The following is a 20,956-nucleotide window of genomic DNA, read 5'->3' on the forward strand; positions in this document are numbered from 1 at the left end:
GCGCCATCGCGCAGCACCGCAGCCTCACCGAGCGCGAACGGAGCAGGATCGCGGCGCTCCGCGCGGAGGCGGCGGGCGGGAGCTCCGCGGCGGGGCAAGCCGGGAGCTCCGCGACAGAGCATGCCGGCAGCGCCGCGGCTGGTGCGCAGCACCCCGGCGCACAGCCCGGCACGTCAGCGGAGCGCGCCGGGATCCTCGAGGCGCTCGGGACGCTCCGGCTCCGCGAGGCGCGCGCACAGCTCCGCGCAGGCCTCCTCCTCACGGGGCAGATGCGCGGCATCATCGCGGAGGCGACGCCGGCGCTCCTGCGCGGCGACCCGGTGCTGCTGCTCGGCGAGACCGGTGGCGCGAAGACCGCGCTCGCTGAGCACCTCGCACGCGTCACGACCGGCAGCGATCCCGAGCTGGTGTCCGGCTACGGCGACATCTCCTCCGCGCAGGTGATCGGCACGCACGAGCTCCGCGCCGAGGGCGGCGCGACGGTGAGCGTGTTCACCCCGGGTCCGCTGCTGCGCGCGATGCAGGAGGGGCGCGCCGTGGTCCTCGACGAGGTGAACGCGATGCCCGCCGAGTTCCTGAAGCGCCTCAACCGGATCCTGCAGCTGCGGCCGGGCGACACGCTCCGGGTGCAGGAGGACGCTGGCCGCGAGGTGCGCGTCGCGCCGGGCTTCGCGATCCTCGCGACGGCGAACGAGCAGACGCCGCACCGCTACCGGGGCGTCGACCGGCTGAGCTCCGAGCTCGTGAACCGCTTCGGGGCGAACAGCTACCGGGTGCACTATCCGGACACCGGGGTGCGCTTCGAGGACTTCCCGGTGGAGAACGGCCTGATCGCCGCCGCTGCCGCGGTCGACGCCGACGGCGTGCTCCCCCGCGAGTGGCGCGCCGAGGAACTCGTGCGGCTCGCGCGCGCCGCGTTCATCAGCCAGCAGGTGTTCGCAGGCGCGGTGTCCGGCGGTTTCGGCGACTACGTGAGCACCGAGCGCGAGATCGACGGCAGGCCGGGTCTCGAGGAGTCCGTGCTCGCCCCGCGCACGCTCGTCGCCATGGTGCAGAAGGTGACGGCAAGCGCGGGATCGGTGACGCTCGAGGGCGCGCTCACGCGCTTCGTCGAGGGCGTCATGCACCGCGAGGACCGGCGGGTGCTCGCGCTGATCCTGGAGGGCCAGGGTTTCGTGCTGGGCGCCGACCGGGCTTAGCCCGTCCCCCACAGCCCGGGCCCACCCGGTCCACCCGGCTCACCCGGTCCACCCCAAATTTTGTTGGGGTCTAATCCGCTATTGGGGTGCCGGAGCGGATCAGACTCGCACCAAAATCCGGGGTGGGGCGGGCCGTGCGGCCGCCGGGGCGAACCAGTCCAGTTTGGTACGGGTTTGATCCGCTATTCGGGCGCCGGAGCGGATCAGACTCGCACCAATTCGGGGGTTGGGCGGGGCGGGCCAGCCGGGCCGGGCCGGGCCGGGCCCAGCCGGCCCGCGCCCCGCCAGCCCCACCCGGGAACTACTGCTCGTAGGTGAGCACGCGCGCCACGTCGTTCGCTGGCTTCTTCTCGCCGGCGAGCACCTCGAGGTCGAGCGTGTTCTGCCTGGGCGGCAGCGGGCAGGTGACGAAGTTCGTCACCGCGCACGGCAGGGCGTGCGCATAGTTGAAGTCGATGAAATCGATGCGCCCAGCGCCGTCCTCCGAGAACTGCAGCTCGATCACGCGACCGGCGCCGTAGCTCACGGGCCCGCTCGTGCGATCCCGAATGTGCGCGACCGGCTGCACGCCGTGCGCGGCGTCCTTGCCGATGAGCACCACCTCGTAGTCCGCCCCGTCGTGGGTGAACGCGAGCGTTCCGATCTGGGTCGTCGTCTCGCGCACGCCCGTCTCGACGGTCACCGCCTCAACGTCGTTGCGCGCGCTCGGGGTGAACACCGCCGGGATCCGCCAGGCCGGATCGTAGTCGAACGCGGTGAGCCCGATCTCCTCGGCCGACACCGACAGGTGCGGATCGCGCACGCGGACACCGAGAATCCGCTCGCCCGCGTCGTTCGTGCGCGGAACGGTCTCGACCTCCCGGTCACCAAAGTACACGGGCACGCTGCCCCCGTGCCCGTACGTCTGGTTGCGCCCCGTCGGAATCTCGATCGGCGCGCTCGGGTACTCGCCAGCCACGGACAGGTTCGGCCCATCGGCCGGCGGCGTGAAGATCACGCGGCCGTCGGTCACGGCCCAGGTGCCAGGCAACCCATCGAGCACCACACCCGTCGCGCCCTCGTGCAGCCAGAACTGGGCCACCAGCGCGGTCCAGCCGTATGGGCGCGTCAGCTCCGCGACGCGAGTGTGGCGCCACTCGCGCCACTGGCCGGCAAGATGCTCGTTCGTAGGCATCAGTTCTCCTCTGTGTCCGTCGGGTGGGGGAAAGCGTTGGGTGCCGGCGCGTCGCCCGGCTGGTCCGCGGCTGCGGCGGCGCGCGCGGTGCGGTGCACGAACTCGCACACCCTGGCAAACGAGTCGGCGCTCGCGTGCGCGTTGCCGCGCGGCGTGCCGCCGTTCGAGTAGGGCACCCCGGAGACGGGGTGGGTGCGCGCGATCTCAGTGGCCGGCAGGTGCGGGATCGTGATGCCGTGGCCGGCATCCGTGTAGTCGAGGTGCAGCCGCTCGGCGAGGTGGCCGCTCCGCGCGAGCGCGTCGAGGGCGAGCTGGGAGGCAAAGCTCGACGGCCAGGCGCGATCGTCACGCCCCGACACGCAGAGCACGGGGCCGGAGAAGCGCTCGATGGGGATCCTGGTCTGCTCGGCGAGCGCCCGATCCTGGAGGCCGTCGACGTAGATGTCGCCGTGCCTCGTTGGCGGCGCGTCGCCGCCCCACGGCTGCCAGCTCACGCCGGCATTGTCGTGCCAGAGGTGCGGTAGCGGTGCGCCGCCCGCGGTCCAACTCGGCCCGCTCCAGCCCTCCGCCGGGTCGGCGGCACCCTGCGCGCCGAACACGAACGCGCCGGGCACGAACGCGACCGCACCGAGGATCCGTTCGGGATAGCGCGCGGCGAGCAGCAGGGTGAGCTCGCCCCCGCGCGACTGCCCGCTCACGATCGGCGCGCCGCCGAGCGGATCGAGCGTCTCACTCGCGTACGCGATCGCGCGCTCGAAGTACTCCAGCGGCGTCCGCGAGATGTAGTGCGAGAGCCCGGGTGCGCGGAAGTAGCCGAGCGCGAAGGCCTGGATTCCCGCGGCGGCGTAGAGCGCAGCGCGCGCCTCGTTGATCCCGCCGCCGGAGCCGTTCATCACGATGATCGTGGGGAACGGGCCAGCGCCGGCCGGGCGAAACAGCGTGCCGACGAGGCCGTCCGTGCGCACCTCGGCGCGGAGCACCCCTGGCGCGAGCAGGTGCTGCTGCACGAGCACCTGGGCGCGCTCCTGGCCGGTCGCTACCGGCCGCGTGTCAGAGGGGCCCCAGGAGCCGGAGCTGGACCCTGCATCTCCCCCATGCAGGGCATACGCGCCGGTGCCCGCAACGAGCCGGGCGGTGAGGCGCGTCTCAATCGGCGCCGTGACATCCTGTGGCTCCACGCCGCCGCCGTGCGAGGTGTCCCGTGTCTGCGCCCAGAACAGGCCCATCGCGTCGGCCACCCGGTAGTCGCCGGACACCGGAGCGGCGGCGTCGAGGTCCACCGCGCCGTCCGCGTCCGCGAGGAACGTCGCCTCAGCGGCCCAGCGCTCCGCCCCCCGCTGCGTCTCTGCGCGCAGCGCAACGAGCGAGCCGGGCACGGCGCCCGAGACGGTGATGGTGCGGCGCTCGGAGAGGAGTCCGCTGGCCGGGTTCACACGCAGCCGCAGTTCGGCGGTCATCGGGGCGGCTCCGTCGCGGCGGCGGCCCGTAGTGCAGCGAGCGCATCGGCGTCGACCGCGAGTGGGGTCGCCGGATCCCGGGCGTCCGCGAGCCGGTCGAACCGCGCGGGAAGGTGCCCGCCGGCGCCCACCCAGTCGGCGGCGAGGCGCGCGGCGTCCGCGGCGGCGTGCGCGCCGCCTGCTCGCGCGGGATCGAAGGCGAGGATCAGCGCGCCGCGCCCTGCGGCGTCAGGCCCCGGATCACGACCACCGACCGCGACGCCAGCCAGGAGCTCGACGAGGAGTCCACCGAGCGAGCCGACGAGGCTCTCGGGCAGGATCGCGGCGACCCGCGCGGCATCGAGCGTTGCCGCGCCGTCCGCGTCGACCGCGGCTCCCGGCGGCAGCGCTTCCCCGCTGGCCGCGCGTGCGCGGAGCTCGGCGAGCGTCAGGGGCGCGGTCGCGAAGTCGGCGACGAGCGGGGGTCCGCTCTCCCCGTCTGCGGCGTGCCGCGGCGCAGCGATCGCGATCGGATTGGTGCCGATCGCCGGGCTGCTGCTCCCCCACGGCGCGACGATCGCGGGCGCCTGCGCGGCGATGAGCGCGATCTGGCCGGTGAGCGCGATGTCGCGCGCCGCGAGGCCGAGCACCCCGAGCGCGCCGACCCCACGCACGCCGACGAGGCCGATGCCGTGCGCGGACGCTGCCGCCGTCGCGCGGGCCACGGCCACCGCGAGGGTCAGTGGGCCTGGCACGCCAGCGGCGTCGACCGATCCGATGGGGTCCGGCGGGGTGGGCGTGGGGCCCGGCGCTGCCGTCGCCTGCTCGCGTGCGGCCGGGGCCGACACGGGCGGGCCGATCCTGCGCAGATCCTTCACGAGCATGCCGACGCCGAAGCCGCGGAGGCCGAGAAGTTCAGCCTCGGCGAGCCAGCGCGCGGCGCGCGCGACATCGCCGTGCGTGGCGCGAGCGGCCGGGGCGTATGGCGCGAGCGCGCGGCCGAGCTCCGCCCCGAGTTCGCCCAGGGTGGTCTCGGCGCGCGCCTCGGTCGTCACTAGTACTTCACCCACGGCACCAGTCGGCGCTCAATGAAGCCCTCAAGCGCCGTTGCCGCGTAGCCAAGCACCGAGATCGTCACGATCCCGACGTACATCTTGGACACCGCGAACGTGGACCATGAGCTCCAAATGAGGTAGCCGAGGCCGCTCTGCGAGCCGACGAACTCCGAAGCTGCGATGATCACGAACGCGCCGCCCGTCGCGAGCTTCATGCCGGTGAAGATGGAGGGCAGGGCGTACGGGAACGAGACGGTGAACCAGCGCTGCACGCGCGTCGCGCCGTTGGCCTTCGCGACATCGGTGAACAGCGGCGGCGTCTGCATCACCCCGCTCATCGTGTTGAAGAACAGGTAGAAGAACACGCCGATCGCGACGATCACGTACTTGCTGGTCTCGCCGAGGCCGAAGATCAGCAGCAGGAGCGGGAAGATCGCCACCTTCGGGATCGGTAGGAGGCTCGCGAAGATGGGCTCAAGGAGCTGGCGCAGCGGCCGCACGGAGCCGAGCAGCACGCCGAGCAGCACACCCGGCACCGCGCCCAGCACGAAGCCGATCGCGATGCGCGACAGGGTCATCGCCGCGTGCTCGATCAGCACACCGTCGAGCAGCATCGTCACGAACGTCGTGGCGATCGAGCTCGGCGCCGGGAAGAAGCGCGCGTCGAGCAGACCGGCGCGGCTCAGCACCTCCCACACGACGAGCAGCATGAGCGGCGTGTACGGTCCGATGCGTCGGATCCACGGGGAGCCACGCTCCGCGGCGACGGCGGAGCGCAGCTCGCGCTCGATCTCCGCGGGGATTTCGGGTGCGGTGCGATCGCTCATGCCGCCGACTCCTCCTCGGGCTGCTGCTCCAGCAGATCCCACAGCTTGACCGTGATCTCGCCGTAGCGCGGATCGCGGCGCAGTTCCTTGATGTCGCGGGGGCGGCCGAACGGGATCTCGAGCTCGGCAATGATCCTGCCTGGGCGATGCGACATGACCACCACGCGGTCCGCGAGCGTCAGCGCCTCATCGACCGAGTGCGTGATGAACAGCACCGCCTTCGACGTCTGCTCCCAGATGCGCAGCAGCTCCTGTTGCAGCACCACGCGGGTCTGCTCATCGAGCGCGCCGAACGGCTCGTCCATGAGCAGCACGTCGCCGTCGTCCGCGAGGGCGCGCGCAACGGAGGTGCGCTGGCGCATGCCGCCGGAGATCTGCGCCGGGTAGTAGCTCGCGAAGTCGCGAAGGCCGACGAGTTCCAGCAGCTCGTCGACGCGCGCACGCCGCTCGGCACGCGGCACGCCGCGCAGCTTCAGCGGGTACGCGACGTTCTCGGCGATCGTGAGCCACGGGAAGATCCCGTGCTCCTGGAACACGACTGAGGGCCGGCTCTGCGTCTTCACGCTGCCGGAACTCGGGCTGTCGAGACCGGCGGCAACGCGCAGCAGCGTGCTCTTGCCGCAGCCCGATGGACCAAGCACGCAGACGAACTCCCCCGGGGCGATGTCGAGCGACACGTCCTGCACCGCGACCAGCAGTTCGTCACGCGACTCCGCGTTCGGGAATGCCTTCCACAGGTGTTGGAACGAGATCCCGCTCACTTGGCGGACGCCTCCGCGGCCTGCGTCACAGCGGCGTCGAGGATGTCCTCGCGGAAGATGTCCTGGATCCGCGAGTCGCCGGTGAACTCGAGCGTGTCACGATCGCGGAAGAACTGCTCCTGCCGCGCAACATCCTCCCAGTCGATCGCGCCCTCGGGATCCTGCACCGTGAGCCCGATCTCGGTGAGCGTCTCGACCGGCAGATCGGTGTACTCGGCGATGATCGCCTGGTCAGCCGGATCCTTCCAGCCGCCGTCCTCGAGCTCCTGCACCGCGCGGAGGTAGGCGGCGGTGAACGCGGTCACCGCCTCGGGGTACTTGTCGACGTACTCGCTGTTGAAGGCGAGCGCGCCGAGCTCAACGCCGGCCTGGTAGCTCACGTCGAGGATCTCGTGGCCGAGACCCTGCGCCGTGATGGCGGAGGAGATGGGTTCGATCGTCCAGCTCGCGTCGATCGAGCCGTTGGCGAGCGCCGGCGGGATGTCGCCCGGCGAGAGGTTCACGAGCTCGACGTCGTCGAGGCTGATCCCCGCGGTCTCGAGTGCGAGGTACACGGAGTAGACGCCGAATCCGCCGGTCCCGGGGACGCCGATCTTCTTCCCCTTCAGCTCCGACACGTCGGTGATGCCCGACTGCTCCGAGGCCATGAGCGGTGCGGGGTTCTTCCCCTCCTCGGGGATGCGCGAGACGCTCGCGACGACGGAGATCGACGCGCCAGCCTTCGTCGCGTTGAAGAGGCCGGCACCCCAGGTCGCACCGCCGGCGACGATGCCGCCCATGCTCACCTGCTGGTAGGTCTCCCCCGAGCTGCCGCTCTTCGAGATCAGCTCGACGTCCACGCCGGCGTCCTCGAAGTAGCCCTTCTCTTCGGCGATGAAGAACGGGGCGTAATCGGCGTACGGCGAGTACAGGAAGGTGATCTTCGGCGCGTCGGCGGGATCCCCGCTCCCGGCCCCCGGCTCAGCGGACGATGCGCAGCTCGTCAGGAGTGCGGCTCCGGCAAGGAGGGCGATGCCTCCGGCGATTCGGCGGCGAAGGCTCATGTGTGGGCTCCCGGGTCAAGACTCGGCGCGGCCCATCGCCGCGCACTCCGCAAATCTATCGTTCCGCGCATGCTGCGTGGGGGCATCGGCGTCACATTTGGTCATACCTCGCCCGCGCCCGGCCTCGCCAGTGAGTCCGCCCGCGCACCACCAACGCGCCGGAGAAATTCGAAAGCTCGGGCGCTTTCGCGCGAAAACGCCCGAGATCCCAGATTTCTCCGCGTGGTTTGGGGGCGCGCAGCGGGTGCCGCGGGCGCGCAGCGGGTGCCGCGGGCGCGCAGCGCGAATCAGGGGCGCTCCGCGAGCGCTCCCGAGCGCCCCTCCCCAGCTAGTTCGCGATCTCCTGGTAGGCGAACTGGAGCATCGAGTCGTCGACGCCGGCGAGCACGCGCGGCTTCCCGATCTCGTCGAGCACGATGAAGCGGAGCATACCCGCGCGCGCCTTCTTGTCCCGCTGCATCGTCGCGAGCAGCCCGGCCCAGCGGCCAGCCGGGTACGTGAGCGGCAGCGTCAGCGACGACAGGATGCGCCGGTGCCGGTCGACCGCGGCGTCCGAGAGCGCGCCGGCCATGCGGCCGAGCTCGGCCGCATACATCATGCCGATCGAGATCGCCACGCCGTGCCGCCACTGGTAGCGCTCCGCGTGCTCGATCGCGTGCCCGAGCGTGTGCCCGTAGTTCAGGATCTCGCGCAGCCCGCCCTCGCGGAAGTCCTCGGACACCACGCGCGCCTTCACGCCGACCGCCAGCTCGATGAGCCGCTGGAACTCCGCCGTCTGCGGGTCGGTCGCGCGGTCAACGTCGGCCTCGATGATGTCGAGAATCTCAGGCTCGGCGATGAAGCCGCACTTCGCCACCTCGGCGAAGCCGGCGAGGATCTCGTTGCGCGGCAGCGTGTCGACGAGGTCGATGTCGCAGATCACACCGGCGGGTGCGGTAAACGTGCCGACGAGGTTCTTCCCCTCGTTGGTGTTGATTCCCGTCTTGCCGCCGACCGCGGCGTCGACCATGCCGAGCACGCTCGTGGGGATCTGCACGAGCCGCACGCCGCGCAGCCAGGTCCCCGCAACGAAGCCGGCGAGATCGGTCACCGCGCCGCCGCCAAGCCCGATGATCGCGTCGGTGCGCGTGAAGTCCGACTGGCCGAGGATCTGCCAGCAGAACGCCGCAACCTCGACGCGCTTCGCCGACTCGGCGTCAGGCACCTCGGCGAGGAGCACCTGCGTGTAGCGGCCCTCGAGCGCGTCGCGCAGCTCGCTCGCGATCTTCCCGACCGTCGGCGTGTGGATGATGAGCACCTTCGCCACCCGGTCGCCGAGCACCTCGGGCACTCGGGCGAGCGCGCCGCGACCGATCGTGATCGTGTACTCGGAGTCCCCCGTGACCTGGATCTCCGTGAACGGGGAAGGTGCGCCGGTGGCGGGCTGGTCCTGCGTGGTCATGCTTCACTCCTTGTCGGTGGCGTCGGCTCGCCGCTGCCGGGGATCGGGCCGCGCTTCTTGCCGAAGCTGCGCGCCCACTGCGCGACGCGGCGCGCGAGTTGCTCCTTGGTCGCACGGTCGGTGCGGTACATCACGTCGGAAACCTCGTCGTAGAGGGGGCGGCGCTCCTCGAGGATCCTGCCCCACGCTTCCGGGTCGTCGCGGAGCAGCGGCCGGCGGGCGAGGTTCGCCGTGCGGAGCACTGCCTCCTGCGTGGTCATGAGCAGCACGACCGGGTAGGACGCAAGCAGCTCACGGGTGCGTTCGGTGAGGACCGCGCCGCCGCCGAGCGCGACGATGCGCCCGCCGGGATGCGCGAGTTCCTGCGCGATCACGTCCGCCTCGATGCGGCGGAACTCGGGCTCGCCGTGCTCGGCGAAGAACTCGGTGATGGCCCCGTGCTGGCGCACGAACACCGCGTCGGTGTCAACGAAGGGCACGCCGAGCTCGCGGGCGACTCGCTTGCCGAGGCTCGTCTTTCCCGCGGCCATCGGGCCGACGAACACGACCGCGCGATCGGGCAGCCGCACCCCGCCGCGTCGCCGCCGACGGCGACGGTTCCGGGAGGCGTTCTTGCTCCGTTGCGCGGCCGCCGGCGTCTGCGCGGCCTCCTGCTCGTGCGGATGCTGCAGCTCAGGTGTGCTCGGCGGTGCCGGCTTCGGCGCGGCGGTCGGTGGCCCGACCGGGCGTCCGGCCCGGCGCTTCCCGGTCACGATTCGATGGCGGTCGACAAGCGCTCGGGGATCGCGGCGAGATACGACTCGAGGTTGCGCTTCGTCTCCGCGACGCTGTCGCCGCCGAACTTCTCGGTCACCGCGTCCGCGAGCACGAGTGCGACCATCGCCTCGGCGACGACACCGGCTGCCGGCACTGCGGACACGTCGGAGCGCTGGTGGTGGGCCTTCGCCTCCTCACCGGTGGCGACGTCGATGGTCGGGAGCGCGTGCGGCACCGTGGCGATCGGTTTCATCCCCGCGCGCACGCGCAGCACCTGGCCGGTGGTCATGCCGCCCTCGATGCCGCCGGCGCGGCCGGTCTCGCGGGCGATCTGGCCGTCCGCGATGTGCAGCTCATCGTGCGCGGCGGAGCCGCGGCGGCGGGTCGTCTCGAAGCCATCGCCGACCTCGACCGCCTTGATCGCCTGGATGCCCATCAGGGCGCCAGCGAGGCGCGAGTCGAGACGCCGGTCCCAGTGCACGTAGGAGCCGAGCCCGGGCGGCAGCCCGTAGGCGAGCACCTCGACGATGCCGCCGATCGTGTCGCCGGACTTCTTCGTGTCGTCGACCTCGGCCACCATGCGGGCGCTCGTCGCCGCGTCGAAGCAGCGCAGCGGGTCGGCATCGAGCGCAGCGGTGTCCTCGGGGCGGGGCAGCTTGCCGCCCGCGGGCGCCTCGATGGTGCCGAGCGAGACGGTGTGGCTGACGAGTCCGATGCCGAGCTCCGCGAGGAAGGCGCGTGCGACCGCGCCGAGCGCGACGCGTGCGGCGGTCTCGCGGGCGCTTGCGCGCTCCAGCACCGGACGCGCCTCGTCGAAGCCGTACTTCTGCATGCCGGCGAGGTCCGCGTGCCCGGGGCGCGGGCGGGTGAGCGGGGCGCCGCGGCCGCGCGACTTCTCGGAGAGCTCGGTCGGCTCGGCGCTCATCACCTCGGCCCACTTCGGCCACTCGGTGTTGCCGATGCGGATGGCGACGGGCCCGCCGATGGAGACGCCCTGCACCACGCCACCGGAGACGTTGAGCTCGTCCTGCTCGAACTTCATGCGCGAGCCGCGGCCGTAGCCCAGCTTGCGGCGCGCGAGGTCTGCGCGAATCTCGTCGAGCGAGATGGGCACGCCAGCTGGCAGCCCCTCAAGAACAGCGATCAGTTCGGGTCCGTGGGACTCTCCAGCGGTAAGCCAACGCAGCATACCCACTATCCTCCCACACCGTGGGGCGCCGCCGCAGCGCGCATGGCCGCCCGCACCGCCGATTCCGCGGGAAGCGGCGTGGCAGGGTCTCCCCCGCGGAAGATCCGGATCTGCACGATCGCCTGCTCGACGAGCATGTCGGTGCCGGGGAACGCGCGTCCCCCGCTCGCGCCCCAGCGCTGTGCGAGGGGCGACGGCCAGGGATCGTAGGCGACATCGAAGAGGGGCGACGCCGTGAGCGCGCTCGGGAGTTCGAGTGCGGCGCCGGCCGGGCCCGGGAGTGTCGAGATGATGAGGCTCGGCGTCCACGCGGGCAGATCGGGATCGGTGAGCGCCATCGCCGCACAGCTCATCCCGCCGGTGCCGTCGAAGCGCTCGGCGAGCGCCGCAGCGGCGTCGAGCCGGCGACCAACGACGAGCAGCTCCGCCCCGCCGAGCTGCCGCGCGGCGAGCACCGCGGAGATCGCGGTCGCCCCGGTGCCGATGACGAGGGTCCGACCGGCGTCGAGCGAGGCCGCCGAGATGGCGCGCGCGAGGCCAGCGACGTCGGTGTTGAACCCGTCCCAGCCGCCATCCGCGCGGCGGCGCAGCGTGTTCACGACGCCGCTGTCGCGCGCGACCGGATCGAGGGAGGCGGCGAGGCGGTGCGCTTCCTCCTTCAGCGGCATCGTGAGCGAGAGCCCGCGCCACTCGGCGCCGCGGCCGGCGAGGAATGGCGCGAGCTCCGCGGTGCCGCAGCGCACCGCGGAGTAGCGCCAGTCGACGCCGAGTACCTCGTACGCGGCCCGGTGAATGGCCGGCGAGAGGGAATGCCCGATGGGCCAGCCGAGCACGGCCAGCTGATCAGGCATTTAGCACCCCTTCCCCGGGTTCGCCGCGCACCACTCGTTCAGCTTCGCGACGGAGGCGTCGTGCTCCTCCTGCGTCACGCTGAACGCCGACTCGCGCGTGTCCAGGTTGATCGCGACGAAGTAGATCCAGTCGCCCGGCTCGGGGTTGATGGCCGCGTTGATCGCGTCGCGCCCCGGGTTCGCGATCGGCCCCTTCGGCAGCCCCTTGTGCACGTACGTGTTCCAGGGGTTGTCGTCGGCGAGCGCCTCGTTGGTCGACCAGACGGAGCCGTCGTCGTGCTGGCCCATGCCGTACTGCGCGGTCGAGTCCATCTGCAGCAGCATGTCGTCGGCGAGTCGGTTCGCGATCACACGGGAGACCTTGCCGAAGTCCTCGATCCGACCGCCCTCCTTCTGCACCATGGCCGCGATCGTGAGCACGCGCTCTCGATCCGCCTCGGCGACGCCGGCCTCGTCGAGCACGAGCTTCTGCTGATCGACGAGGCGCTGGATCGCCTCCACGCCCGTGGTGTCCGCCTCGAACTCGTAGGTGGCGGGGAAGAGCCACCCCTCGAGGCTGTCGACGCCGGCGGGGATCCCGAACGCCGCGGGATCGGCGATGGCATCCTGCAGCTCGGCGAGCGGAATGTCCGCGCCGGCGGAGATGAGCTCGATCGTCTGCTCGACGGTCTTGCCCTCCGGAATCATCGCGGTGAAGTTCATCCGGTTCTCGGGATCCTGCAGCGCCGCGAGCGCGGCAGCGGAGCTCATCTGCAGCTTCATCCGGTACGAGCCAGGCTGGAATTCCACGGCGGGATCCTGGTCGAGCAGCAGCTGGTAGAACGCCTCGGACGTCTTCACGACGCCGGCCTCCGCGAGCGAGCTCGCGACATCCTCGCCGATCTCACCCTCGGTGATGACGATGATCGTGTCGCCCTCGCCAGGCCCCTCGTAGTCGTTCGACGTCCACCCGAGCGCTTGGGAGACCTGCGCGCCGTACTGCGACCAGAGGTAGGCGCCGGCCGCGGCGAGGCCGCCGAGCAGCACCGCGGTCACGATCAGGGAGATCGCGATGCGCTTCCCGCGGCCCGATGAGCGCTCACGTGCTCGTGCGTTCATCCGTCTAGCTCCTTCGCATTCGCACCGGCCACCTCGACCGGGCTCCCTGGCGCGGTGCCCTGCGCGCGCTCGGTGTCGAGCGCGTGCTGGAGGATCACCACCGCTGCCGCCTGATCGATGATCGAGCGGCTCTGTTTGGTCTTCTTGCCCGCCTGCCGCAACTGCCCCTGCGCGGAGACGGTCGACAGCCGCTCGTCGACGAGCCGCACGGGCACGTCGACGGCGCCGAGCCGCAGCGCGAGCCGCTCGGCGAACGCGACGGCGTCGTCGGTGGACAGCGTTCGCTCGCCGCGCATGTTGAGCGGCAGGCCGACGATCACCTCGAACGCGGCGAGCTCGGCGACCAGCTCGGCGATGCGCTCCAGGTCGGCGTCACCGTCCGCGGCTCGCGCGACCGTCTCGACCGGCGTGGCGAGCATGCCGTGCAGGTCCGAGCGGGCCACGCCGATGCGCGCCTTGCCGACGTCGATGCCCAGCCGCACTCCGCTTCGCACGCCGGCTACTCCGCGAGTCGGCCGCGGATGGCGGTCAGCGCGGCGTCGATCTGCGCGGGATCGGCGCCACCGCCCTGCGCGAGGTCAGGCTTGCCGCCGCCCCCGCCGCCGAGCACCTGCGCGCCGAGCTTCGCGAGGTCGCCTGCGCGCACCCCGGCGCTCCGCGCGCCCTCGGTGGTCGCCGCGATGACGACCGGCTTGCCGCCGGCCTCCCCCGCGAGGACGACGACCGCGGCGTCGGCCGCGAGCCGGTCGCGCACCTGGATTGCGAGGCCGCGCACGTCGTCGGCGGAGCCGACCGAGCCGAGGGAGTGGAGCACGGCGCGTACGCTGCCGATCTGCTCCGCGCCGGCAATGAGCTCGGGCACGCGCTGCGCGAGGCGCTCGGCCTCGAACGCCGCGATCTTCTTCTCCGCGGCCTTCAGCTGAGCGCCGAGATCCTGCACGCGGCCGACGAGCTCGGTGCGGGGCACGCGCAGGCCGCTCGCGAGCTGCTGCACGATCGCGCGCTCGGCGGCGAAGCTCTGGAACGCTTCGAGCCCGACGAGCGACTCGACGCGCCGGTTCGTCGAGCCGACCGAGCTCTCCGAGACCAGGTTGATCATGCCGACCTCCGCCGAGCGCGACACGTGCGTGCCCGCGCAGAGCTCGCGCGACCACGGGCCGCCGATATCGACGACACGGACGCGGTCGCCGTACTTCTCACCGAAGAGCGCCATCGCGCCCATGGCCTTCGCCTCGTCGATCCCCATCTCCCGGGTGACGACCTCGTGGTTCGCGCGGATCGCGAGGTTCGAGATCTCCTCGATCTCGGACTTCGTCGCGGGGCTGAGCGCCTCCGAGTGGGTGAAGTCGAGGCGCATGTAGCCGGCCTTGTTGTACGAGCCGGCCTGGTGCGCCCCGGCGCCGAGCACGTCGCGGAGCGCGGCGTGCACGATGTGCGTCGCGGAGTGTGCCTGTGTCGCCCCGCGCCGGTAGTCGGCGTCGACGCGGGTCTGGGCGCGCTGATCGATCCCGATCGTGCCGAGGCCGACCTTCACCGTGTGCACGATGAGCCCGGGCACCGGCTTCTGCACGTCGAGGACCTCGGCCTCGAAACCGTCGCCGACGATGACGCCCTGATCGGAGTCCTGGCCGCCGGATTCTGCCCAGAGGGAGGTCTCCGAGAGCACGAGCTCGGCGATCTGCCCCTCGTGGGCCTCGCGCACCGGGACGCCGTCCACGACGATGCCGAGCACGCGGCTCTCGTGCACGAGCTCGTCGTAGCCCGTGAACAGGGTCTCGCCCAGGCCGCGCAGCTCCTTGTACACCGACAGGTCGGCGCGCTGGCCCTTCTTGGCCTTCGCATCCGCCTTCGCGCGGTCGCGCTGCTCCTGCATCAGCTCGGTGAACACGGCGCGGTCGACGGCGACACCCGCCTCCTCGGCGATCTCCAACGTCAGCTCGATCGGGAAGCCGTGCGTGTCGTGCAGCAGGAACGCCGTATCGCCCGGCACGGCGACCGCACCGGCCTTCGCGGTGTCCACCGCGGTGTCCAGGATCTGGATCCCCGATGCGAGCGTGCGCAGGAAGGTCTTCTCCTCGGCGTACGCCGCACGCGAGATGAAGTCGAAATCCCTGGCAACGGCCGGGTACGCGTCCTGCATCGCGTCGCGCGACACCGGGAAGAGTTCCGCGAAGCTCGCGCCGTCGAAGCCGAGCAGGCGCATCGAGAGGATCACGCGGCGCAGCAGACGCCGGAGGATGTAGCCGCGGCCCTCGTTCGACGGCGTGACCCCGTCCGCGATGAGCATGAGCCCACTGCGCACGTGGTCGGCGATGACGCGCAGGCGCACGTCGTCGGCGTGATCAGCGCCGTACGTCTTGCCGGTCAGCTCGGCCGCGCGATCCAGCACGGGGCGCACCTGATCGATCTCGTACATGTTCTGCACGCCCTGCTTGATGAACGCGACGCGCTCCAGGCCCATGCCCGTGTCGATGTTCTTCTTCGGCAGCTCACCGAGAATCGTGAAATCGGTCTTTGACCGCACGTCCGCGACCTCGTACTGCATGAAGACGAGGTTCCAGATCTCGACGTAGCGGTCGTCATCGGTGGCCGGGCCGCCGTCGATGCCGTGCTCGGGGCCGAGGTCGTAGAAGATCTCCGAGCAGGGGCCGGCCGGCCCTGGCTGCCCGGTCGACCAGTAGTTCGTGTCCTTGCCGAGGCGCTGGATGCGCTCCTCGGGGAGGGTGGAGTGCTCGCGCCACAGCGCGATGGCCTCCTCGTCCTCCTCGTAGACCGTGACCCACAGATCCTTCGCCTCGAAGCCGAGACCGCCATCGGCCTCGGGCGTGGTGAGCAGCTCCCACGCGAACTTGATCGCGCCCTCCTTGAAGTAGTCACCGAAGGAGAAGTTGCCGCACATCTGGAAGAAGGTGCCGTGGCGCGGCGTGCGCCCGACCTCCTCGATGTCGTTCGTCCTGATGCACTTCTGCACGCTGGTCGCCCGCTCGTACGGGGCGGGAACCAGGCCGGAGAGGTACGGCACGAACGGCACCATGCCAGCGACCGTGAACATCAGGCTCGGATCATCGCTCACGAGCGAGGCTGAGGGGACGACGGTGTGTCCCCGCTGCTCGAAGAAGTTGAGCCAACGGCGGTGGATTTCAGCGGTCTGCATCCGTGAGTCTTTCTGGTGGTGGGGCGTGTCGTGCGTGCATGGCGCCGGTGGTGCACCGGCGGTGCACCAGTCAGTTCTTGTCGCGGAGATCCCGCAGTGCGTCCTCGAGATCTTCGCCGAGCTCCGTCTCATCGACCTCGGCCTCGTAGCCGCTCGCGAAGGCACGGCTGAACTCATTCATCCCGCGATTGACACGGTCGAAGAAGCGTCGACCCTCGGGGTTCTGGTTGACGAAGTGTGCCGCGACGAAGCCCAGCACCACGCCGCCCAGCAGCCACATCAGCTTGCGCATGTCTCATTCCTCCTGTCGGCGAACGAACGCGGTGGGAGCCGCGCCGGAAAACACGGTCAAGCTTAGCGGGTTCCCCAATCCGCGCGCCGGATATCCACAGTCAGCGCGCAGGCCGGGAAACGCCACAGGGGCGCCGGATTTCTCCGACGCCCCTGTGGCGGCACTGCGCAGAATCTGCGACTTAGCGGCCCGAGTAGTACTCGACCACGAGCTGCACTTCACAGGTCACGGGGACCTCAGCGCGCTTCGGGCGACGCACGAGGCGCGCCTGGAGCTTGTCGAGCTCGACCTCGAGGTAGCCCGGGACGGGGGGCAGCACCTCGGCGTGGCCACCGGCAGCGGCGACCTGGAAGGGCTCGGTGCCCTCGGAGCGCTCCTTGACGTGGATGAGCTGACCCGGCTTCACGCGGAAGGAGGGGCGGTCGACGATCTTGCCGTCGACGAGGATGTGGCGGTGCACGACCATCTGGCGAGCCTGCGCGGTGGTGCGGGCGAAGCCGGCACGCAGCACGAGCGCGTCGAGACGCATCTCGAGCAGCTCAACGAGGTTCTCACCGGTCAGGCCGTCCTGGCGACGAGCTTCCTTGAACGCGATGACGAGCTGCTTCTCACGGATGCCGTACTGGGCCCGGAGACGCTGCTTCTCGCGCAGACGGACCGCGTAGTCGCTGTCGCTCTTGCGCTTGGTGCGGCCGTGCTGGCCGGGGCCGTAGGGGCGCTTCTCGAGGTAGCGCGCTGCCTTCGGCGTGAGCGCGATCCCGAGCGAGCGGGACAGGCGGGTCTTGGAACGGGTACGCGACGTAGTCGACACGTTGGTCCTTTCGGGTGTTCTGGGTAATGTGCGCGCACAGGACAAGCTGTGCGGCGCGTGTTCTCTCGGCCACGCTGCGCCCGCATTCACGATCCGCAGGGGATCCGCAATGCACGCGACGCAGCACACCGTTTTCGGTGAGGGAACGACCAGCGCAGAAACCCGGCTACAGGGCGACTGCCACAAGGGCCCGTGCGCAGCCAGCGTCGGGTCCAGTGTTGGCCAGCGTCTAGCTTAGCACGCCAGGGCTGGTGGCGCTGCCGCTCGTGGCGCCGCCGCGCGGCGGCTACGGGTCAGCGCGGGTGATCCTGCGCAGTTTTTCCAGGCGCTCGCCGAGTTCTCGCTCGTTGCCGTGCGTGGTCGGCGAGTAGTAGACGCGATCGCGGAGCTCGTCAGGGAGGTACTGCTGCGTCGACACCCCGCGCGGGTCGGCGTGCGGGTACCGGTAGCCCTTCCCGTGCCCCATGCGCTTCGCGCCGGGGTAGTGCGCGTCGCGGAGGTGGAGCGGGACCACGCCGAAGCGCCCGGCCTTGACGTCGGCGATCGCCGTGTCGATCGCCGAGATCACCGCGTTCGACTTCGGCGCTGTCGCGATGTAGATCGTGGCCTCGGCGAGCGGGATCCTGGCCTCGGGCAGTCCGATGAGCTGCGCCGCCTCCGCGGCGGCGACCGCGACCTGGAGTGCGCGCGGATCGGCCATGCCGACGTCCTCCGCGGCGTGCACGATGAGGCGCCGTGCAATGAAGCGCGGATCCTCCCCCGCCTCGATCATGCGCGCGAGGTAGTGAATCGCCGCATCGGGATCGGAGCCGCGCATCGACTTGATGAACGCGCTCGTGACGTCGTAGTGCTGATCGCCGTTTCGGTCGTAGCGGAGCAGCGCACGGTTCACCGCGGCGGAGACCACATCGGGCGTGATCACCGGGCGGGGCGAGGTGCCGGGCTCGTCGCTCGCGGTCTCGGCTGTCGGCTGATCCTCCGCAGGCTCCAGCGCGATCGCCGACGCGGCAGCCGCTTCGAGGCCGGTGAGCGCGCGGCGCGCGTCCCCCGATGCGAGCTGCACGAGCGCATCGAGCGCCTCCGGCTCGATCGCGACCGTGCCTGCTAGGCCGTGCGGTTCCGCGAGCGCGCGCTCCAGCAGGAGGCGCAGATCGCCGTCGTCGAGCGGCTCGAGTGTGAGCAGCAGTGAGCGAGAGAGCAGCGGGCTGATCACCGAGAACGAGGGGTTCTCGGTCGTGGCGGCGACGAGGGTGACCCAGCCGTTCTCGACGCCGGGGAGCAGTGCGTCCTGCTGCGCCTTCGTGAAGCGATGAATCTCGTCGAGGAAGAGCACGGTCGCGATCCCGTACAGGTCGCGGTCGTTGAGCGCGCGCTCCATGACCGTCCGTACGTCCTTCACGCCAGCGGTGATCGCGGAGAGCTCGACGAAGCGGCGGCCGCTGGAGTGCGCGATCGCCTGCGCCAGCGTGGTCTTGCCCGTGCCAGGCGGCCCCCACAGGATCACCGAGACGGCTCCCCCGCCGCCCTCCGTGTCGGCCGCGAGCACACGGAGCGGGGAGCCCGGGTGCAGCAGGTGCCGCTGGCCGACGACCTCGTCGAGCGAGCGCGGGCGCATCCGCACCGCGAGCGGCGCGGTAGCTGCTGGGATGGCTGGGGTGTCCACGAGTCCATGCTACTGGGCGCCACCGACACCCGGGGCACCGGGAGCTGCGGCCAGCCGGGGGCACGCACGGCCCGAAAACCGCGGGAGTCAGGGGGCATCAGCGCTCCCGCTGTGGCATAGTGGAGGAGTCTATTCCGTATGGTCGGCACGGCCGGCCCCCACACCCGACAAGTGAGCAGAACCGTGAGCGAAGCGACCAACGAAACGCCCTGGGGACGAGTCGACGACGACCGGACCGTATATGTGCGGGAGGGTGAGGGCGAGCGAGCAGTCGGATCGTACCCCGATGGCACCCCCGAAGAGGCGCTCGCCTACTTCACGCGCAAGTTCGCGGACCTCGAGGGTCAGGTGAGCCTGCTCGAGGCACGCATCGCGCGCGGCACCGCCGACGGATCCGCCGCCGATTCGGTCGCGAAGCTGCAGGAGCAGCTCGTCGAGCCGGCCGCGGTCGGCGACATCGCGGCCCTCCGCGCACGCGTCGAGGCCCTCGTCACGAAGACCGCTGCGCTCAGCGAGAAGCAGCAGGCTGAGCGCGAGGCCGCCCGCCAGGAAGCCGTCGCGAAGCGCGAGGCGATCGCAGCTGAGGCCGAGCGCCTCGCCGCGCAGCCCGAGGCCTCGATCCGCTGGAAGGACACCAGCCAGGCGTTCGAGCAGCTGTTCACCGATTGGCAGTCGGCCCAGCGCAGCGGCCCCCAGATCCCCAAGGCGCAGGCCGACGCGCTGTGGAAGCGCTTCCGCTCCGCTCGTCAGTCGTTCGATACGGCCCGCCGCGCGCACTTCGCGCAGATGGACGCGACGAACAAGGACGTGAAGCAGCGCAAGGAGCGGATCATCGCCGCCGCCGAGGCGCTCGCCCCGAAGGGCGTCGACGGCATTCCCGCGTACCGTGGGCTCCTCGACGATTGGAAGGCCGCCGGACGCGCGAGCCGCAAGATCGACGATCAGCTGTGGGCGCGCTTCAAGGCGGCGGGCGATGTGCTGTACCAGGCGAAGGCGGCCGAGGCGGCACAGACCAACGAGGAGTACGCGGCGAACCTGACCCAGAAGCAGGAGATCCTCGGCGAGGCCGAGCCGATCCTGCAGGTGTCGGATCACACCGCTGCGCGCAAGCAGCTGACCGCGATCCAGCTGCGCTGGGACGAGGTCGGTCGCGTGCCCCGCGAGGCGCTTCGCGACATCGAGGGTCGTCTGCGGAAGATCGAGGATCACGTCAAGCAGCTCGAGGACGAGCACTGGCGCAAGACGAACCCGGAGACGAAGGCTCGCAGCGAGGGCCTGCGCGGCCAGCTGGAGGAATCGATCGCCGAGCTGACCGCCGAGGTTGCGGCCGCCGAGGCCGCCGGCGACGCGAAGGCGAAGCAGGCCGCCGAGGAGAAGCTCGCGACCCAGCAGTCCTGGCTCGCCGCAATCGGCGACTAGCGCCTCGCGGGGCGCTGTCCGCAGCGCCCCCGTCCGACTGAACGCCCCGCGGAGCTTCCTTGCTCCGCGGGGCGTTCGTCGTTGCTCACAGGCTGGCGAGGCAGCGGCAGCTGCGGGAAGTTGTGCACAGATGCGAGGTTCGAGCCTCGGAGCGCGCGACGCGGGCCCATGCTGGTTCCATGCCTGCACTCAGCGCACCACTCGGACTCGGCAGCCCACCCGCGCTCAGCGCGCCGCCCGCACTCGCGCGCGGCATGCCGCGCATCGATCAGCTGCCGCAGGCCGTGCGCAGCGCGGAGTTGCTCCGCGGCACGCTCGTGCGCTGCGGTCCCGGGGTGCGCGGCGTCGGCTGGCCAGACACCGCGCGGGTGCGTGCCGCCGCGCTCGCGCCGTGGCTCACCCAGCCGCGCACGGCCGTCCTCCTCACCGCGGCGTGGGTGTGGGGTGCCGCGCACTCCCCTGGCGTGCCGCTGGAGTTCGCGTCGGGCGAGCGCGCGGGCACGCGAGACGAGCACGGGGTGTCGACGCGGCAGCGTCAGCTCGGCGTCGCCGACGGGGACGGCGTGCGGCTCGGGGCCGCGAGGGTCACCTCACCCACACGCACCGTCGCTGACCTGCTCCGGCTCCCCGCGGCGCTCACGCGTGAGGCGCGCCTCGCCTGTCGCGTGCTCGCTGCGCACCACGGGGCGAGCGCGCACCGTGTCCCCGAGGCATTGTCCGCCGGCCCGGCACCGTACCGCCTCCGGGCGCTCGACCGGCTCGCCGGGCTCTGACGGCTGCCCCAGTG

At 71.3% G+C, this 20,956-nt stretch carries 19 protein-coding genes; 3 read left to right on the top strand and 16 right to left on the bottom strand.

Annotated features, from left to right (window positions below):
- Positions 1-1,199 (top strand): ATP-binding protein (locus EGM46_RS07435; RefSeq protein WP_125099529.1); only part of this gene is annotated, 1,199 nt, incomplete at its 5' end.
- Positions 1,200-1,500: 301 nt separating this feature from the next.
- Here the strand turns inward: EGM46_RS07435 and EGM46_RS07440 are convergent.
- The 16 genes from EGM46_RS07440 to EGM46_RS07515 all read right to left on the bottom strand — a co-directional run bounded on the left by EGM46_RS07440 (position 1,501) and on the right by EGM46_RS07515 (position 18,702).
- Positions 1,501-2,373 (bottom strand): DUF1684 domain-containing protein, encoded by an 873-nt coding sequence (locus tag EGM46_RS07440; protein WP_125099530.1) that lies wholly within the window; start codon positions 2,371-2,373, stop codon positions 1,501-1,503.
- Positions 2,373-3,830, bottom strand: coding sequence for an acyl-CoA thioesterase/bile acid-CoA:amino acid N-acyltransferase family protein (locus EGM46_RS07445; RefSeq protein WP_125099531.1), 1,458 nt, complete (start codon positions 3,828-3,830; stop codon positions 2,373-2,375). The genes EGM46_RS07440 and EGM46_RS07445 overlap by 1 nt, the downstream gene beginning before the upstream one ends.
- Complete coding sequence (locus EGM46_RS07450) at positions 3,827-4,879, bottom strand: Ldh family oxidoreductase (RefSeq protein WP_125099532.1); 1,053 nt, start codon at positions 4,877-4,879, stop codon at positions 3,827-3,829. The genes EGM46_RS07445 and EGM46_RS07450 overlap by 4 nt, the downstream gene beginning before the upstream one ends.
- Positions 4,864-5,691: an ABC transporter permease gene (locus EGM46_RS07455; protein ID WP_125099533.1), complete on the bottom strand. Its 828-nt coding sequence runs from the start codon at positions 5,689-5,691 to the stop codon at positions 4,864-4,866. Before EGM46_RS07455 ends, EGM46_RS07450 begins: the two co-directional genes overlap by 16 nt.
- Complete coding sequence (locus EGM46_RS07460; protein WP_125099534.1) at positions 5,688-6,452, bottom strand: ABC transporter ATP-binding protein; 765 nt, start codon at positions 6,450-6,452, stop codon at positions 5,688-5,690. Before EGM46_RS07460 ends, EGM46_RS07455 begins: the two co-directional genes overlap by 4 nt.
- Entirely contained in the window at positions 6,449-7,495 is a 1,047-nt protein-coding gene (locus EGM46_RS07465; protein ID WP_125099535.1) for an ABC transporter substrate-binding protein, read from the bottom strand. Before EGM46_RS07465 ends, EGM46_RS07460 begins: the two co-directional genes overlap by 4 nt.
- Positions 7,496-7,823: 328 nt before the next feature.
- On the bottom strand, positions 7,824-8,936 hold the full coding sequence (gene aroB, locus EGM46_RS07470; protein WP_125099536.1) for a 3-dehydroquinate synthase: 1,113 nt from the start codon (positions 8,934-8,936) through the stop codon (positions 7,824-7,826).
- Positions 8,933-9,688 (bottom strand): shikimate kinase, encoded by a 756-nt coding sequence (locus tag EGM46_RS07475; protein WP_125099537.1) that lies wholly within the window; start codon positions 9,686-9,688, stop codon positions 8,933-8,935. Before EGM46_RS07475 ends, aroB begins: the two co-directional genes overlap by 4 nt.
- Positions 9,685-10,881 carry a chorismate synthase gene (aroC, locus tag EGM46_RS07480; RefSeq protein ID WP_125099538.1) on the bottom strand — a complete coding sequence of 399 codons (1,197 nt, stop codon included), beginning with the start codon at positions 10,879-10,881 and terminating at the stop codon, positions 9,685-9,687. The genes EGM46_RS07475 and aroC overlap by 4 nt, the downstream gene beginning before the upstream one ends.
- A gap of 5 nt (positions 10,882-10,886) precedes the next feature.
- The gene (locus tag EGM46_RS07485; RefSeq protein WP_125099539.1) at positions 10,887-11,732 is read right to left on the bottom strand and encodes a shikimate dehydrogenase family protein; all 846 of its coding nucleotides are present in this window, start codon (positions 11,730-11,732) and stop codon (positions 10,887-10,889) included.
- A complete protein-coding gene (gene mltG, locus EGM46_RS07490; RefSeq protein WP_125099540.1) occupies positions 11,733-12,830 on the bottom strand; it encodes an endolytic transglycosylase MltG in 1,098 nt (365 codons plus the stop codon).
- Positions 12,827-13,324, bottom strand: a complete 498-nt coding sequence (ruvX, locus tag EGM46_RS07495) for a Holliday junction resolvase RuvX (protein WP_125099541.1) — start codon at positions 13,322-13,324, stop codon at positions 12,827-12,829. The genes mltG and ruvX overlap by 4 nt, the downstream gene beginning before the upstream one ends.
- A 5-nt stretch (positions 13,325-13,329) precedes the next feature.
- A complete protein-coding gene (alaS, locus tag EGM46_RS07500) occupies positions 13,330-15,984 on the bottom strand; it encodes an alanine--tRNA ligase (protein WP_125099542.1) in 2,655 nt (884 codons plus the stop codon).
- A 70-nt stretch (positions 15,985-16,054) separates the two neighbouring features.
- On the bottom strand, positions 16,055-16,276 hold the full coding sequence (locus EGM46_RS07505) for a hypothetical protein (protein WP_125099543.1): 222 nt from the start codon (positions 16,274-16,276) through the stop codon (positions 16,055-16,057).
- 181 nt (positions 16,277-16,457) lie between these two features.
- A complete protein-coding gene (gene rpsD, locus EGM46_RS07510; protein ID WP_125099544.1) occupies positions 16,458-17,087 on the bottom strand; it encodes a 30S ribosomal protein S4 in 630 nt (209 codons plus the stop codon).
- A 286-nt stretch (positions 17,088-17,373) separates the two neighbouring features.
- Positions 17,374-18,702 carry a replication-associated recombination protein A gene (locus EGM46_RS07515; RefSeq protein ID WP_125099596.1) on the bottom strand — a complete coding sequence of 443 codons (1,329 nt, stop codon included), beginning with the start codon at positions 18,700-18,702 and terminating at the stop codon, positions 17,374-17,376.
- Between the two features lie 231 nt (positions 18,703-18,933).
- Here EGM46_RS07515 and EGM46_RS07520 point away from each other — a divergent pair, with 231 nt between their 5' ends.
- Positions 18,934-20,169 carry a DUF349 domain-containing protein gene (locus tag EGM46_RS07520; protein ID WP_241156233.1) on the top strand — a complete coding sequence of 412 codons (1,236 nt, stop codon included), beginning with the start codon at positions 18,934-18,936 and terminating at the stop codon, positions 20,167-20,169.
- A 179-nt stretch (positions 20,170-20,348) separates the two neighbouring features.
- Positions 20,349-20,942, top strand: a complete 594-nt coding sequence (locus EGM46_RS07525) for a hypothetical protein (RefSeq protein WP_125099546.1) — start codon at positions 20,349-20,351, stop codon at positions 20,940-20,942.
- Positions 20,943-20,956 lie beyond the last annotated feature (14 nt).

The sequence above is a fragment of the Leucobacter chromiireducens genome (genome assembly GCF_003917135.1).
Classification (GTDB): Bacteria; Actinomycetota; Actinomycetes; order Actinomycetales; family Microbacteriaceae; genus Leucobacter; species Leucobacter chromiireducens_A.